This window comes from Lysinibacillus alkalisoli (assembly GCF_014643595.1).
Classification (GTDB): domain Bacteria; phylum Bacillota; class Bacilli; order Bacillales_A; family Planococcaceae; genus Metalysinibacillus; species Metalysinibacillus alkalisoli.
The window spans coordinates 26,599-42,241 of the sequence record NZ_BMJT01000013.1; the positions used below are offsets into that span (position 1 = coordinate 26,599).

23 protein-coding genes are annotated in these 15,643 nt (G+C 38.4%); 17 read left to right on the top strand and 6 right to left on the bottom strand.

Annotated features, from left to right (window positions below; translation table 11 throughout):
* Positions 1-8: 8 nt before the first annotated feature.
* Positions 9-2,045, bottom strand: coding sequence for a methyl-accepting chemotaxis protein (locus IEW44_RS14580; RefSeq protein WP_188615800.1), 2,037 nt, complete (start codon positions 2,043-2,045; stop codon positions 9-11).
* Between the two features lie 268 nt (positions 2,046-2,313).
* Between IEW44_RS14580 and rlmD the strand changes: the two genes are divergently transcribed.
* A complete protein-coding gene (gene rlmD, locus IEW44_RS14585) occupies positions 2,314-3,678 on the top strand; it encodes a 23S rRNA (uracil(1939)-C(5))-methyltransferase RlmD (protein WP_188615801.1) in 1,365 nt (454 codons plus the stop codon).
* On the opposite strand, the gene IEW44_RS14590 is transcribed toward rlmD, so the two are convergent.
* From IEW44_RS14590 to IEW44_RS14605, 4 genes are all read right to left on the bottom strand, one after another.
* Entirely contained in the window at positions 3,675-5,105 is a 1,431-nt protein-coding gene (locus IEW44_RS14590) for a recombinase family protein (protein ID WP_188615802.1), read from the bottom strand. The two genes, rlmD and IEW44_RS14590, sit on opposite strands and share 4 nt — an antisense overlap.
* Positions 5,106-5,319: 214 nt before the next feature.
* Positions 5,320-5,802: a helix-turn-helix transcriptional regulator gene (locus tag IEW44_RS14595; protein ID WP_188615803.1), complete on the bottom strand. Its 483-nt coding sequence runs from the start codon at positions 5,800-5,802 to the stop codon at positions 5,320-5,322.
* Between the two features lie 275 nt (positions 5,803-6,077).
* A complete protein-coding gene (locus tag IEW44_RS14600) occupies positions 6,078-6,431 on the bottom strand; it encodes a hypothetical protein (protein ID WP_188615804.1) in 354 nt (117 codons plus the stop codon).
* 183 nt (positions 6,432-6,614) lie between these two features.
* Positions 6,615-7,343, bottom strand: coding sequence for a hypothetical protein (locus IEW44_RS14605; RefSeq protein WP_188615805.1), 729 nt, complete (start codon positions 7,341-7,343; stop codon positions 6,615-6,617).
* A gap of 137 nt (positions 7,344-7,480) precedes the next feature.
* Here IEW44_RS14605 and IEW44_RS14610 point away from each other — a divergent pair, with 137 nt between their 5' ends.
* From IEW44_RS14610 to IEW44_RS14685, 16 genes are all read left to right on the top strand, one after another.
* Positions 7,481-7,654 (top strand): hypothetical protein, encoded by a 174-nt coding sequence (locus IEW44_RS14610; RefSeq protein WP_188615806.1) that lies wholly within the window; start codon positions 7,481-7,483, stop codon positions 7,652-7,654.
* 132 nt (positions 7,655-7,786) lie between these two features.
* The gene (locus IEW44_RS14615; protein ID WP_188615807.1) at positions 7,787-7,954 is read left to right on the top strand and encodes a hypothetical protein; all 168 of its coding nucleotides are present in this window, start codon (positions 7,787-7,789) and stop codon (positions 7,952-7,954) included.
* Between the two features lie 168 nt (positions 7,955-8,122).
* Positions 8,123-8,293: a hypothetical protein gene (locus tag IEW44_RS14620; RefSeq protein WP_188615808.1), complete on the top strand. Its 171-nt coding sequence runs from the start codon at positions 8,123-8,125 to the stop codon at positions 8,291-8,293.
* Positions 8,294-8,344: 51 nt separating this feature from the next.
* Positions 8,345-8,485, top strand: a complete 141-nt coding sequence (locus IEW44_RS14625; RefSeq protein ID WP_188615809.1) for a hypothetical protein — start codon at positions 8,345-8,347, stop codon at positions 8,483-8,485.
* 170 nt (positions 8,486-8,655) lie between these two features.
* Complete coding sequence (locus IEW44_RS14630) at positions 8,656-8,817, top strand: DUF6906 family protein (protein ID WP_188615810.1); 162 nt, start codon at positions 8,656-8,658, stop codon at positions 8,815-8,817.
* A 17-nt stretch (positions 8,818-8,834) separates the two neighbouring features.
* On the top strand, positions 8,835-9,062 hold the full coding sequence (locus tag IEW44_RS14635) for a hypothetical protein (RefSeq protein ID WP_188615811.1): 228 nt from the start codon (positions 8,835-8,837) through the stop codon (positions 9,060-9,062).
* On the top strand, positions 9,062-9,673 hold the full coding sequence (locus tag IEW44_RS14640; protein ID WP_188615851.1) for an HNH endonuclease signature motif containing protein: 612 nt from the start codon (positions 9,062-9,064) through the stop codon (positions 9,671-9,673). Before IEW44_RS14635 ends, IEW44_RS14640 begins: the two co-directional genes overlap by 1 nt.
* A complete protein-coding gene (locus tag IEW44_RS14645; protein ID WP_188615812.1) occupies positions 9,670-9,924 on the top strand; it encodes an AbrB/MazE/SpoVT family DNA-binding domain-containing protein in 255 nt (84 codons plus the stop codon). Before IEW44_RS14640 ends, IEW44_RS14645 begins: the two co-directional genes overlap by 4 nt.
* Positions 9,925-10,170: 246 nt before the next feature.
* Positions 10,171-11,079, top strand: a complete 909-nt coding sequence (locus IEW44_RS14650) for a rolling circle replication-associated protein (RefSeq protein WP_188615813.1) — start codon at positions 10,171-10,173, stop codon at positions 11,077-11,079.
* Positions 11,076-11,834, top strand: coding sequence for a ParA family protein (locus IEW44_RS14655; RefSeq protein WP_188615814.1), 759 nt, complete (start codon positions 11,076-11,078; stop codon positions 11,832-11,834). The genes IEW44_RS14650 and IEW44_RS14655 overlap by 4 nt, the downstream gene beginning before the upstream one ends.
* Before the next feature lie 33 nt (positions 11,835-11,867).
* Positions 11,868-12,911, top strand: coding sequence for a ParB/RepB/Spo0J family partition protein (locus IEW44_RS14660; protein WP_188615815.1), 1,044 nt, complete (start codon positions 11,868-11,870; stop codon positions 12,909-12,911).
* Positions 12,908-13,438: a Holliday junction resolvase RecU gene (locus IEW44_RS14665; RefSeq protein ID WP_188615816.1), complete on the top strand. Its 531-nt coding sequence runs from the start codon at positions 12,908-12,910 to the stop codon at positions 13,436-13,438. Before IEW44_RS14660 ends, IEW44_RS14665 begins: the two co-directional genes overlap by 4 nt.
* A gap of 2 nt (positions 13,439-13,440) precedes the next feature.
* Positions 13,441-13,674 (top strand): DUF2187 family protein, encoded by a 234-nt coding sequence (locus IEW44_RS14670; protein WP_188615817.1) that lies wholly within the window; start codon positions 13,441-13,443, stop codon positions 13,672-13,674.
* Positions 13,675-13,930: 256 nt separating this feature from the next.
* The gene (locus IEW44_RS14675) at positions 13,931-14,191 is read left to right on the top strand and encodes a hypothetical protein (RefSeq protein WP_188615818.1); all 261 of its coding nucleotides are present in this window, start codon (positions 13,931-13,933) and stop codon (positions 14,189-14,191) included.
* Positions 14,192-14,211: 20 nt separating this feature from the next.
* Positions 14,212-14,565 (top strand): hypothetical protein, encoded by a 354-nt coding sequence (locus IEW44_RS14680; RefSeq protein WP_188615819.1) that lies wholly within the window; start codon positions 14,212-14,214, stop codon positions 14,563-14,565.
* Positions 14,555-14,962 (top strand): hypothetical protein, encoded by a 408-nt coding sequence (locus tag IEW44_RS14685; protein ID WP_188615820.1) that lies wholly within the window; start codon positions 14,555-14,557, stop codon positions 14,960-14,962. Before IEW44_RS14680 ends, IEW44_RS14685 begins: the two co-directional genes overlap by 11 nt.
* A 59-nt stretch (positions 14,963-15,021) precedes the next feature.
* Here IEW44_RS14685 and IEW44_RS14690 read toward each other — a convergent pair whose 3' ends face one another.
* Positions 15,022-15,528 (bottom strand): hypothetical protein, encoded by a 507-nt coding sequence (locus tag IEW44_RS14690; protein ID WP_188615821.1) that lies wholly within the window; start codon positions 15,526-15,528, stop codon positions 15,022-15,024.
* Positions 15,529-15,643 lie beyond the last annotated feature (115 nt).

Below are 15,643 nucleotides of genomic sequence, written 5' to 3' on the forward strand. Positions count from 1 at the left end.
GTTAGTGATTAGACGCCTTTGAATGTACTAATCGCTTTTTCTAATGAGATAACAAGTTCTTCTAATTGATGTGTATAATTTGCAATTTCAGTTGCAGCTGCGGTTTGTTCTTCCATTGAAGAAGAAATCTCCTCAGCTGTGGCAGTAGTCTCTTGTGAGATGGCAGAAACATCTTCAATCATACTTACTACGTGGTCTTTACGTTGCTCGATTTCGCGAATAATGGCTGTTTCTTTCTCTACACGCTCTAAAATGGCATGTAAAGAAGTAGACATTTGTGTAATCGATTCACTTACAGAAAGTACAGCTTCTTTTTGTTGAATGCTCGTTTGATTAGTTTCAACCATAACATCTACTAGTTGAGTAGTATCAGCAATTACACTTGCAATAATATCCTGAATTTGATTAGAAGATGCTTTAGATTCCTCAGCTAAACTACGAACCTCGTTAGCGACGACAGCAAAACCTTTACCATGCTCGCCTGCACGAGCCGCTTCAATGGAAGCATTTAAGGATAGTAAATTAGTTTGTTCAGAAATTTGTGAGATTGTGTTTGTTACACTAGAGATGGATTGTGATTTTTCATCAAGATGCTGAATCATAGATGTGACACGACTAAAGGCTTCTTCTAAATTTGTATAGGAATTTTCTAAATGTTGGACTTGTGATGTGCCTTTTTGGACATTAGCCATCACATTTTCAATATCCGTTTCAATGAATGTTGCATGTTCGCCTAAAACACCAACTTCATTACTTAAATCTTGCATGCTCATAACGCCGCGATCAATCTCCGTTGATTGATGTTGTGCACCGTGAGCAATTGTCTCAGTCGCCTTTGTGACATCTGTGATGGCAGCTCTGTTGTCAGCAGCAATAGTAGTTAACCCTTTTGTTGCTTGCTCAACCGTATACACATTACCTTTTACCTCCGTAACTAATGTACCTACACTTTCCACCATATGATTAAAGTCTTTAGCTAAGTCGCCAATTTCGTCGTTTGTTGCAATTGTAATACGTTGCGATAAGTCGCCCTCTGCAGTGCGGTGTAAAGCCTTGCGGAAATGACGGACAATTTTTGTTAAACGACGAGCTAATAAACTAGCACATAATAAACCAATAAATAAGCCCATCACCATTGCAATGGCAGATGTAATACGTAATTCATTCATCTTATCGAGTAATATTTGCTTAGGATGATAAGAAAGGACTTGCCAATCTAATTTAGGGATTTCAGTAACGGAAACATCATAATCCTTACCATTCCACGTTACATCTTGTGTTTTCTTACCCTCATAAACCGCATCTACCCATGCAAAATCTTTAATATTCGGGATGTCCTCAACAGCTGTTAATTTACCACTCATCGAAGTACGCATATTTGTACCGTCTGTATCAGGTATAAACGAAGAAACAACAGTACCTTTATCGTCTAAAATAATTAACTTATTATGGGCACCTTCCTCAAACTGCTGACGCGTTGTAGAAATGGTAGATAAGTCAATATCATACCCCACTACACCAACGACTCTATTATTTTTCGTTAATGGTGCAGCAATAGATGCCATAATAGCACCTGTTACTTTATCTTGGTTAACCCCAAGCCAAGTGACGTCGTCTGCCTTTTTCATTAATTCATATGTTAATGTGTCACGCACATCAATATCTGTAGCTTTGCCATCAGATAACATGACAAGATTTTGTTTAAAATCCATAAAAAAAGTATCCGCAATTTGCTCATTCTTCTCAGCAGTTGCCGCTAATGCTTTTCGGATTTGTGGCAAATGATCTTCTTCCGCCATATACGTGTTGGCAATACTTGCAAATGACTCTAGCGAACTCTCATATTTACGCAAAGCTAAATCCATTTGACTAGATACGCTTTTGGCATAATCTTTATTCGCTTGGATAGCATCATCTTTTAAGATTTTGCCTGTAGTAAACTGCGTCATTATCGTTGTGACTAATAACGTGGCTAAAATAGCGATGCTAATAAATAAGCTCCATTTCATTTGAATCGAGAGCCTTTTTTTTAGTAGTTTAGACATGGTGTTATCTCTCCTTTTCAATAGTAAAAAAATCACAAAAATAGACTCTGTTATTAATAGTAGCCTAATTGATAATAAAGGACAACCAAACAATAGATTAGTCTAAAAAGACTAATAAAAAAAGAGCATTTACCTGTATAAAGTTGTGTTTTTTAAGAGAATATCTGTAATAAAAAAAACGTAATTGAGAATGTTCGCAATGATAAGAAAGGCAGCTAAAATAATGATATTGTATGATACAATAAATACGCTGAAATGGGGGGCAAGTATGATACAACTTAAAAAAAATGACCAACTTACAGTTGAAATAGAAGATTTAACACATGATGGGAATGGCGTAGCTAAAGTAGAGGGATATCCGCTATTTATTAAAGGCGCATTACCTGAGGAAACGGTACGTATCCATGTGGTAAAAACATTAAAAAAATATGGATTTGCCAAGCTAATCGAGGTCATCACACCTTCACCGCATCGCGTAGAAGCACCTTGTGTTTATTTCTCACAATGTGGTGGCTGCCAAATTCAACATTTGTCATATGAAGGACAACTTGTATATAAACAAAAAATGGTCGAGAATATTATGCGTCGCATTGGTAAAATTAATGCGCCTGTACATGCAACAAAGGGCATGAAAGAGCCTTGGCATTATCGCAATAAGTCACAAATTCCCTTTGCGACAAAAAATGGAGAACTTGTCGCTGGGTTTTACCGCCCGCAGTCACACGACATTGTAGATATGTCCCATTGCTTAATTCAAACCGAAGAGGCAGACCAAGTGATGTACGCACTAAAAAAAGAATTACAAAATCTCGGTGTGACAGCATACGATGAGAAAAGTCATAAAGGCCTACTACGCCATGTCATTGTACGTAAAGCACGTACAACGGGTGAAGTGATGGTCGTATTAGTGACAACGAAACGCGCGTTGCCAAATGAAGCAGCGATTGTCACAGCGATTCAACAACAAATAGCACATGTGACATCGATAGTGCAAAATATTAATGCTAAAAAAACCAATGTGATTTTTGGCAATGAGACGATTACCTTATGGGGCAAAGATACGATTGAGGATACGATTGGTGATGTGCGATTTAACATTTCTGCACGTTCTTTCTATCAGGTGAACCCTGTACAAACAGAAGTATTGTACCAACAAGCATTAGACTATGCCCAATTAACAGGAGAGGAATATGTGATAGATGCCTATTGTGGCATAGGCTCTATCTCCTTATTTTTAGCCCAGCAAGCTAAAATGGTATTAGGTGTTGAGATTGTGGAACAAGCCATTGCAGATGCGAAAGCAAATGCAAAACTTAACGACTTACACAATACCCATTTTGAAGCGGGCCCTGCAGAAGTTGTCATCCCGCGCTGGTATAAAGAAGGCAAAACGGCAGATGTCCTAGTCGTTGACCCACCACGCAAAGGCTGTGATGACGCATTGCTCCAAACGATTATCGAACAACAGCCACAGCGTGTCGTGTATGTCTCGTGCAATCCTGCCACATTAGCCCGCGACCTACGCATACTCGAAGATGGTGGCTACACCACCATCGAAGTCCAACCCGTTGATATGTTCCCACATACGACGCATGTTGAAGTTGTTTGCGCCATAGAATTAAAATGCGATTAAAACGCCCATTCTATGGTAATATTATCATTAGAAACGATGATTTTATTGATTAGTTTGGCGACTATCAACCGTTTCTTGTCGGTCTCCTCGTTGTCCCAATTAAAAGTGGCCAACTGGGAGACTGTTTTTTTTATTTCATCAAGATTTTTTGTATTAAGTTTACTTTCACTTTTTATTTCTGCTAAATGCCTTTTTAATTTGTCTCGATCCACTTTTAACTTTTTCATCTTCTTGCTCATAATATCTAAAGGGATATTGTCCAAGCTGTATAAGTCTACTAATTTAGAAATTTGCTTGTCTATATCTTGGATTTCCTTTTCGATAATATTTGTTCTGTCCGAAATAGTATTACTTTCAGTGCGGAATTCCTCTACAAACTGCATGTTTAATTTCTTAATTTCGTCAATGGTGTGCTGTTCAATTTTCTCTTTTCTTTCAGCCACTTTTATACAATCATGGTTCTGCGTAGTGTTCCTACTTTTTCCTGTACGGGAATTGCAAACGTAGTAGCGCATAGGTGAACCATTTTTCAGCTTGCCTCCAGATTTCCCTGTCATTCGAGCACCACAATGCCCACAGTATATCAATCCACTAGCTAAGTAAGACCTTCTGAAGGGTAAAGAAGAACTTGTGCGTTTTTGTAAAAACTCTTGCGTCTGGTCGAATTGTGCTTGTGTGATAATCGGTTCGTGTAAACCGTCATACACGTTTCCTTTGTATCTTATCTTCCCTGTATAAAGAGGGTTAGATAGAATTTTTCTAACAGTGGTTTCAGTAGTGATGACGCCTGGGAATTTATTATCGACGAGGCGGAGAACTTTGTTTACACCTAAACCTTTATTGTACTCGTCAAAAATCATCTTTACACATTCGGCTTCGTATTCAATAATGTGAAGCTCACCCTCTACATAATCATAGCCTGTTGCATAATGTTTTTCACCGCCACCGCCGTGCCATCTTCCTTCCTTTGCACGAGCTTCTTTCCCCATGATAGTACGTTCTCTTATCTGCTCTCGTTCGAGTTGTGCAAATACTGAAAGTATCCCTATCATGGCTCGACCAAAAGGTGTTGAGGTATCAAATGATTCATTCATACTCACAAAATCAACTTGATGTTTTAAAAATACTTCTTCTATGAGAAAAAGTGTGTCTTTCTGAGACCTGCTTAATCGGTCAAGCTTATACACTAAAACCAAATCAGCAACACCAAGCTCAATTTGTTTAATCATTTCTTGAAGCGCTGGTCGATCTGTATTCGCCCCAGAATATCCAGGATCGGTGTAAACTTTCACGATTGTATAGCCTCTTGCTTTTGCATAAGCACGTAACCTTTCTTCTTGTGCACCTATAGAATATCCTTCTTTCACTTGCTCTTGTGTGGACACCCTAATATACAAAAACACGCGTAAGTCTTGATTACTTTCCACATCAAACCCTCACTTTCTAAATCATTCAGGTTAAAGCAAAGAGCAGGCTAGCTGCTCTTTGCCATTTTAATTTTTTGCGCAAAAAATTAAAGGTCTTGTACAAAACGTACTGCTTTTCCAATAATTCGTGCTGGATTATCCTCAGTAATGATGTAAGGCGTATGCGCTGGATTGTCAGGCATAAGCATAACCATATCACCTCACTTATTTCGTTTTAACTTGATTCTCTGTCGCGCTCGTCTAAAGCTAATAATGTTTTCCCTTTTTTCTCTGCCTTAATTTCTTGGCGGAAAGCTTCAACTTCAACCTCTGTAGGATCAACTTCAGTAGAAATAGCTGTTTCAGAATGTTTGTTGTAAATGGCACCTAACAATCCCATAAGATTGTTTCTTGTATCGGTAGGCAACTCCATATAGCCTCTCATAATATCAATTTCAAGCTCCGTCAAATTATGTTGCTTCGCTTTTTCGTCTAACGAAAATGTATTGGACTGTACAAACATCTCACCTTCACCAGTGCGTAGCCATTCTTCGTTAACATTAAACTCTCGACAAATATCAAAGACTATACGTTCTGTAATCTCCCGAACGCCATTTTCTAAAGAAGAGATATGCGATCGTGACAGTTTGAGTTTATCTGCAAACTCTCCTTGATTTAAATTAAGGTTTTTTCTTAATGCCTTGATTCGATTGTTCATATAGTTCACCTCCTCGCAGTAAGTATTACACAATGTAATGACTCTTTGCAACATTTTATTGATTATATGTGTTGACAAAAGACTCAATGAGTATTATATTTGTTTCAAAGAGTCAGTAAAGTATTTGGAAGGGGTGAGCTTAGTGAAAGAAGAAAATAAAAAAATGGCTTCACAACAGGTGCGAAGCCAACAAGAAATTACAAAGTATTCGATTAAATCAATTAAGAGCGGTGAAAAAATAACCTTACTATTAAATGTCCAGTTCGTAGAAGAACCTATTGTTCGAGTAAGTTATTAACGAAATCTTCAAGCGGCGGTAAAAATTTATTAAGAGTTTCTTGCACTTGATTAGCAATATTATCATTCGAGCTATCTTCTTCAACAGGAGTAATTTTTTCTTCAAATAAAAGAAGTGCTAGGTATAAAATACGCATTTCATCTGCTGAAAATCGTTGAGCTTTTACTTCAATTTTATTGATAACCGATTTAGCTACTCTTTTATTTAGAGCGCCTGCTGATGGGTCGTGAGTATATTGTTTAGCTGCTTTAGGAAATTCTTTAAGCGCTGTAATAAATACAGCTCTATCTTGAGTTGTGACGCTTTCAAATAAATTGATTGACTTGGACATATGTATTCCACCTCCCTTTATGTGGTGATTATACCAAATTAAAAATTTGTTGATAAGCATAAAGTGAAAATTAGTTTGGTAGCCAATAGTAGAAAGAAGCGGTGGCAACGCTAGGAATTTGAGAGGAGAGAGACAATGGAAAATAACTCCCCCTTTTAAATTAGTTAAGGAGGAGTCAATCAATTAAAAACTACTGCGTTTTAAAGGCGTATTAAAAGCAGCTTGAAGAAAAGTAGATGTTTTTTTGTAAGCAATGGTTTGTGTACTACCGCCATCTACAATGTGACCAGATGGTGTGTTGACTTTCCCAAAAATACGAAGGTCAGATCCTTTGTAACGTTTTAAAGAATTCATAAATGAAGTATCTTCAATTACTGTGTTTGCAAATTCATAAAATGTTGCCTTTAAAGGTGAAGTTTCTAAATTGCCATGTCTATTGCCAGAAAGCCATCTATAGAGTGAGAATGCGAAGAACGCGACTTTGTCATAATCTGATAAGTTATCAAACACGGTATTGTAAAGATACTTTTTGCCTGCGCAACCTGAAAAACTAATTTGTTTCATGTTAGCAAAGTCAACTAAATCAGGATTAGGTGCAGAGAAATCCTTATCTTCTACGAATCTAGTAATTAACACTGAAACATCAGACTTACTCGCCCAATCAGGGATAGGAATACCTAGCTTTGTAGCATAAGCTAATTGTCTATCTGTAGGCGTTTGAAAGTTAGTATCTTTAAAACTATAGTTATCAAAATCTATGAACTCTAGTCCTGAGAGTTTAGGTTGAATTTTTCCTGGTGTAGGTCGCAAAGTGCCTTCGTAATCTCTTTTGTGCTTAGTTGGGATGGATGTTGGTTTAGGTTCGCTTTTGCTCTTTTTCTTCCCAAATAGTTTTCGTAGTAGTTTTCGCATGTAATTCACCTCCTTTATAGGTGAATTATACCAGAATTAATCTTTAACAATATCAAAACTTATAGTTAAGTTAAATCACAAATGAAGTTTTTGGAGCGTTTGTATGATTAGAGAGTCAAGTGGAAGGGGTGAATGAAATGAATGTAACTTATGACATTCGAGAAGAAGCGGCTTTCGATAGCATGGTGGCGAAGCTAAAAGGGATGTCTGAACAAGAGAAGCAAGATTTTATGACATTACTTCGAGGTTATCAAGCAGGTATTAAAGTTGGAAAACGTCTTGCAGGGGAGCAACAAGATGCAACGGCTTAATCAAAATTATCGTTCTTTATAGCCTTGTAAGGGAAAGTGACGGTGGCAACGTCAGGATAAATTATTCGGACTTATAGCCAGGTAGAAAGAAGCGGTGGCGACGCTAATGGAATTATGGAAGGGGTGAAAGGGATGAACAAAAAAGAAGAAGTAATGTCGGCTTTGTCAGAGTGGATTATTCGAGTGACAGATAAAAAAGGAATAGCAACCCCAGAAGAGATTGCGGCTCTTCCAAAGGTTGCTGAGTTATTCCTTAAACATTATTCATTGTCTGTTTTCCCTTCAGTTAAGAAAGAATAGATGCGTTCTATAAAATATTCGACGTCTTCTGGATGAGTCCACTCTTCAGCAGATTCAAGATTAACTTTTGCTAATTCAAGAGCGATCTTTAAAGCGGATAGGTTATCGCATTTCATCATGGTAAACACCTCCCTTCTAGGAGGATTATAGAAGAAAGGAGAGAAGCTTTTGCCAAAAAGAGTAGTTATCAATAGGGATAAGAATGGCAAACTTATCCCTGACTTATCAAAAGTAGAAGTGCCAAAGGAATTAGTGGAAAGTATTTTTAAGGTTTTGAATCCTGAGCTGGAGGTGACAAGATGCGACGTAACCACAGACGTTGGGCAAAGCTCACGTTAAAAGAACGGTTAATTGTCATACAGTTTACTCAAATATAAGGAGGAGCAGGTTATGCAGATGAAAGCGATTATTGACCATTTAGAAGACATGGCAAACCAGGAACAAGAAGATTTACGTGATTTAGCACAGTTAGTAGCGGAAAGCGATGCATCAGATATTTGGGTTAAAAAGTTGAAGTACCATCTTTTATAACAACGTATTTCAGGTATTCAAGACACCATTGAGGAAGTGAAAGCATGCTATACAGGTTTATTCGTAGGAGGTGAAGATAATGAAAATCCAAGTGGAAGAATGGCTCGCCCTTACACGTCACGAACGAGTTAAACGTATTATGATTCACATACTGAAAGGAGGTGAATCTAATGAAACAAGGTAAGAAGTTGACGGTTGCAGAACGAAATCATGTGGCTACATTTCGTTTAGTACCAGCCAATTGGCTAATTAGCAAACGTATGGCAACTACATGGGTGATTATCAATCGTAATTCAGGTAAACCAAGAACCATACCAGCACCGCAAAAATAAATAAAGGAGAAGTACGTATGAAAAATACATTAGGCGATTTAAATAATCACTTATTTGCACAGTTAGAGCGTCTTTCCGATGAGGAACTGAAAGGTGATGCATTACAAGAAGAAATAGAGCGGGCAAAAAGTGTAACGCAAGTATCAAGTCAGATCATACAAAATGGCACTCTAGTATTGAATGCGAATAAGTACGCAAAAGAATGGGGTGTAAAAGAAGGTAAGCCAAGAATGTTGGAAGGGTGATGAAGTTGGTTAGGCATAATTGGTCTAAAGAACAATTGTCATATTTGCGCATGAATTATCCCAATATGACGCGAAAACAATTGTTAGCTGCTTTCAATACTACGTTTCTACTGACAATTACAGAAAAGCAGTTAGAAGGAACATTGAGAAATCATGGAATAAAAAGCGGTAGAACAGGGCGATTTGAAAAAGGACATGTTCCCTTTAATAAAGGCTTGAAAGGCATAACTACAGGTGGTGTGGCTACTCAATTTAAGAAGGGGCAAAAGCCAGTGAATTATAAACCTATTGGTAGTGAACGTGTGGATCAGGATGGCTATATTTTAATCAAAGTGGCTGACACAGGTACATGGAATGATCGTTGGAAAGTCAAACAACGTGTAGTTTGGGAAGAAGCATATGGCCCTATACCAAAAGGTCACGTTATCGTGTTTTTAGATGGTAATAAACAAAATGTAAGGCTTAGTAACCTTCAGATGATTACAAAATCAGCGTTAGCACGAATGAATCAAAATGGCTTATTTTCTCATCATCCAGAAGCCACTAAAGTCGGAATTAACATAGCAAAAGTACATGCAGCAATAGGAAAAGCAAAGGAGCGAACAAAATGAAATCTACAGGAATTGTACGAAAAGTGGACGAATTAGGACGAATTGTATTACCCGTTGAATTACGCAGAGCATTGGGCATTGACGTAAAAGACCCAGTGGAAGTATTTGTGGAAGGTGAACGTATCATCTTACAAAAGTATATGCCAAATGCAGAGAAACAAAGTGTGATAGAAGAGTTGCAAGCCATCGTATCTAAAGTGAATGAACCTGACCGAGACATCCTGCAACGTGCGATTAATTTAATCAAATAAAAAACCCACGCATTTGTTAGAGGCAAATGTGAGGGCAAATCAATAACATATGAGCCTTTGTGGAAACACAGAGGCTTTCATTTACGCCGATACGACCCGGCACCAAATTGACTCGTGTCAAAAGGTATACCCAGTATAGCAAATACCCTTTGTATCAGTCAATTACCGTCCTTGTAATGCATATTAGATTTACGACGATGTGGTGTATCAGGACAAACCGAGTAATGGATTCAAGGGGGAGCAACTATGAGAAAGAAGCGATTAAAACATGTGCTTGAGATATATGAAGAAGCGTATCAAGTAACAGAAGCACTCGAACAACATAAGGCAAAAGAGAACCTCTTGGATAAAGTCATTGCAGGGTATCGCGTAAAGAGTATTTGGAGTGGAAATATGTTGGAGATAGAAGCTTATCCCATTTGGCATATCCCTCAAAAGAAACGTGTGAAACAAAATAAGGATAGTAGTAAGGCACAAAAGAAGTTGAATGAGAAGAACAAACAAAAACATCTTTGGCGTTTACTTAATGTAAATTTCACAAGGAATCAAGATTTATATTTGACACTGACCTATCAGAATTGTCATTTGCCTGTAGATCATACCGCAGCTAAACGAGATATGCAGAATTATATTCGTCGTTTAAAGCATTGGTTAAAGAAACAAAAGAAATATGCCAAGTTTGATTTGAAATATATATATGTGACAGAACATACACGTGAGGATAAACAAATTCGTGTGCATCATCACATGGTGACTAACTTTCCAAACAAAGAGAAAGCAAAAACATTATGGAATAAAGGTCGAATGGAATCCCAATGGTTAGATGATAAAGGGGATGGATTCAAAGCATTAGCAAAATATTTACTTAAGGAACAGGGAGATAAAACAACCAAGAGCTATACACCTAGTCGCAATCTCAAGAAGCCTAAAATCACTGTGTCTGATACAAAGTTGTCTCGTAGACGTTCTGCTCAAATTGCACGAGAAGAAATAGCTGCACAAGAGATTTTTGAAAAGATGTACAAGCATTATCAATTCAAAGATATGCAGGTGTCATTTTCAGATTACGTGAGTGGCGCTTATATCCAAGTTGAAATGATGAAGATAGACACAGTTGAAACCTTAATTGAAATGAAAAGGAGATTGGATATATGAAAACAATAGCTGTCATTAATTTAAAGGGTGGCGTGGCAAAAACAATTAGCTCAATCAATATCGCCTATACGCTACTTAAAGAGCATGGTAAGCGAGTGCTGCTTATTGATAATGACAAACAGGGCAATACGTCAAAGTTTTTCGGTGTGCATAGTTATGATGTGCCAGGTGTAGCGGAATTGTTAACAGACCGTGATTTAAGCGTACATGACGTTATTCAAAATACCGCGTATGAGGGGCTAGACATTATCTCGGCAAATATGAACTTACTACGTGCAGATAAAGAGATTTTGTTAGACGTATCACGCCCACAACAAACACGACTTAACAAAGCCTTACAAGCGATACAAGATGATTACGATTACTGTGTGATTGATAATGCGCCAGACATTAACATGAGTGTAATTAATTCGCTTGTAGCTTCGGATGATGTATTAGTGCCAATCAAGGTAGATAAGTTTGCGTTTGATGGCTTGGAGCAATTAGTGGAGCAAATTGACGACGTACGAGAGTTTAACGATAATCTCGTATTTCGTGGGTGCTTCATCACCATGTATCAACGTACCGGAGTCAATGTGCAGGGCGTTGAATATTTAGCGCAAGCCACACCTTATCCCATGTTCGACACAAAAATACGCAAAACGGTGCGTGTAGATGAAACGACGTTTTCAGGCAAACCATTACTAGATTACCGTAAGTCTACAGCTGGTCAAGATTATGTGTACCTTGTCGCCGAGTATTTAAACATGTGCTAGTTTCGGACACAAAAAATAAGGTGGTGGACACAAATGGCGAGGTTTAATCTCAATGATTTGATGAATACTCAATCCAAAGAAGTGGGTAAGGAACGTGTCGTATTTAAAATTGAACTCCTACCCATCGAACAGTTACAACCAAGCATCATGAATCAATATAGTGTACAAGATGTTACCGAATTAAAGGCGAGTATCGAGCTAACAGGTTTGCAACAAAACCTGTTAGTGCGCCCTAATCGAAACGGCTATGAAGTGTTGAGCGGTCACAGACGTTTAAAAGCGATGCAAGCACTCTACGCAGAAGGTAATGAGCAGTTTGCGCAAGTGCCATGTAAAGTTGAGCGCACAATGGACGATGTGCAAGCGGAGTTACAACTCTTATTGGCGAACTCAACCACTCGCGAACTAACCGACTATGAAAAAACATATCAGGCACAACGTTTGCAGGAACTGTTACAAAATCTTAAAGATAGTGGCCACAAAATAACAGGACGTAAACGTGAGATTGTAGCGCAGTTGATGGGTGTGTCATCGTCGCAGGTAGCTCGCATGGAGAGTATTAATAAAAAGTTATCGCCAGAGCTTAAAGAAGAGTTTAGCGAGGGTAACCTTAATATCACAACCGCATACGAGCTATCACGATTACCCGAAGTGGCGCAACAGGAAGTAGTGGAAGAGAAAAAGGCAGGTAAAGAAATTACACCTGCTGTAGTAAAGGAAAAACGCAAAGAAATAGTACAACCGCTTCAAGCTCAAAAAGAAACAGATAAACCGATAGCGTCACAAGCACCACTTCAAGAAGCGGAAGTTACAGACGAACGCATACATGAACTAAACATACATCCTGAGCCTTTCAGTGCGGTAGTGAGTGGGGCTAAAACCTTTGAATACCGCTTCAACGATAGAGATTACCGAGTGGGAGATATTTTGAGATTGAATGAATATAACCCTATACAAGAAAGTTACACCAATCAAAAAGCAGATGTGATTGTGACCTTCATTTTAGAGGGTGGTCAATATGATATCCCTACAAGCTACGTCATTATGAGCATCAAATTAAAGGAGGGATTACATTGAGACAAACATATAATCGTAGCCACGCTAATCGTGGCGCAAAGTTAGAAATGTTAGTGGATATGACACACAATCAATTACGCAATGCAGGTATCGCCGATATACGTAAGATCCCAACACCTGTACAAATCACAAGTGCAAAAGGGAAATACGTTACAGGTCGTTTAGAAAAGGCGACATGGGTGGACTATAGCGGTGTTTATCAAGGGCGTGCCATTATTTTTGATGCTAAAGAAACCACCATTAAAAACCTACCTTTAGCGAACATCGCACAACATCAATATGAGCTCTTACACTCTTGGCACAAGCAAGGCGCACATGCCTTTTTATTAGTCGCATTTTGGCTAAAAGAGAAGAATGAACCTGAAGTGTACATGCTACCTTTTAGGTATTTGGAGCAAGCGTGGCAAACCAAAGCAGCAGGCGGACGCAAATCAATTCCGCTGGCGTTCTTCCAGGAACATTGTCAACGAGTCACGTCAGGTAGTGGGTTTGTCTTGAACTATCTCCCTGCATTGGGGGTGCAATGACAATGAGTGAAACTAAACATGCCTCTATAGGTGATGAAATTGCTTGGGAGTGCCCCAAGGATAAAGTGAAAAAAGTAGGTGTGGTACGTAAAGTACTTGAAAACTCTGTGATAGTCGATATGACAGTGTATGAAGCTACAGTCGTTTCGCATAAGCGCTATAACGTTACAAAACGAAGCGGGAACCAATCCGTAAAACCGCAACGTAAGCGCAAACCATTACAGGTGAAATTGTGAGGTGAAGACATGGGCCAGCAATTAACAATTTTCGATTGTAATTACCACATTCGCACACAAGATGAACTGTATCTTCAATTGTATCAATTAGCCATAGGACAAGAATACATTATATCCGACATTATCATACTACGAACAGAAAGATTTTACGTAGTCAGTAAGCCAGGTGCGTATGAAGAGGTGATTGCTGACATACAACGGTGTTATGCCTTTGTGAACACGCAACTATCAGAGGAAATATGGGAGGAGAGCAATAATGCTAGAGATAAGACATAAGCGTATCGTCAAAACACGAAAAGAACAAACCTGTTATGCATGCGAAGATAGCATTGAAAAGGGGAGCCATGTGATTTATGTGACAGCCAAACAAGATGATAAGCACCATAACGTCCACCTACACCTAGAGTGCAACAAAGAGATGTCGAAGCGGAAAATCGCTATGACAAAAGGGTGCTTACATAACGTAAAGCAAATGCCAACTGTAGCACCAATGCTAGACAGCGACTTACCATTTTGATTTGAAAGGAGAATGAAGCCATGATTGGAAAAGTAAAGCGCCTCAAATATGATGGCAAAGCTAAAGCATTGAAAAGCTTTGGGCGTACGATGTTAGTTACAAAAGGCGAGTTGCTGGACTACAAGCAAACGGCCAATGAAGTGACCTTATACCGTCAAGACATAGCCATCATGACGTTTTATAGCACATACGTGCGAAGTTACTTTGATATGTATCCGTACGATGAACCAGAAGCGGTAGAGGAAATCAAAGGACTCGATGAGTTTTTACAGGCATCGTTATTACAAAACAATATTAACTATGCCTTAGATCAAGGCGATCAAGCTTTATTCTTGGCCATCACAAATAAAAGGAGTAGAGCCGATGAAAGTTGAAGTCATCGCACAACCTAAAATGTTTTGGTTGGCTGGCGAACAAAATTGGATGCAAGCAGTTGGTCATGAGATAAGAGTGGGCCAATATAGATTTTGCGTTATAGGCATTGGTGAAGTATTTAATATTTCAGAAGTCACAACAGGTACAAAAGTCTTTGAAGTGCCAATGAACGGATTAACGTTGATGCTTACGTCAACTAAAGAAGATACATTAGCATTCTTTGAGGGTGTGATAGCACCTAAGCTAGTAAGGCTTGTAGAAAAACAAGGTGATAAATTGAAACCACAATTAAAAAAATACAAAAAAATCACTAAGGAAACGTTAGGCAAAATGCCACCTATCGAAGATTTTGATGACACGCTGATAACAGCGCCAATTAGTGATATTAAGCACTAGGAGTGTTCTTAAGAATTAATGCGTGTTAGATGAACAATGCATATAAAAAGCAGGAGCTGTTATTCACAACTCCTGCTGTATTGATGGTACTCCCAATCATCTAATTTGCTAGTATATCGCAACCCAGAAATCTCAGGTAAAAGGTCTCTATAGTTGCCCCAATTCAAGATATGGATATCTTGGAGTTCCTTATCAGGAAATGAAGATACACTTCGAGCGTTATAGGCTGGCTTATGTACGTAAATTAAAAAACGCTCAGCTAAGTCGATTTCTTTAGTCCATTGCACTTTTGATGGTATTTGTGCGCCATGTAAAGTGCCCACATATATTTTACTGTTGTTGGAATCATTAGTATCAAGCCAATTCTCTTGGGAGATTCGTTTGCCTAGTGTTTGATTACTCGTTTGCCCAATGTACAGTAATACATCTTTTCCGTAGACAGGGTGTTTGCCATAAATTTGATAGATGCCGAAATCATATGCTCTGTTGTTTAATTTTGAAAGATCGGCAAGGTGGTATGGACCTTCCCAATCAATTTGAATGATTTGAACTTGAGTAATATCCATTAAAACACTCCAAACAAAGTTTTCTAAATTATAGCTTATTTAACAGCCTTATTTTGTAGAGTAGCAAAAATCGAGACAAAAGTGGGATTTTATAGATAAAGAAAGGATGAATGCA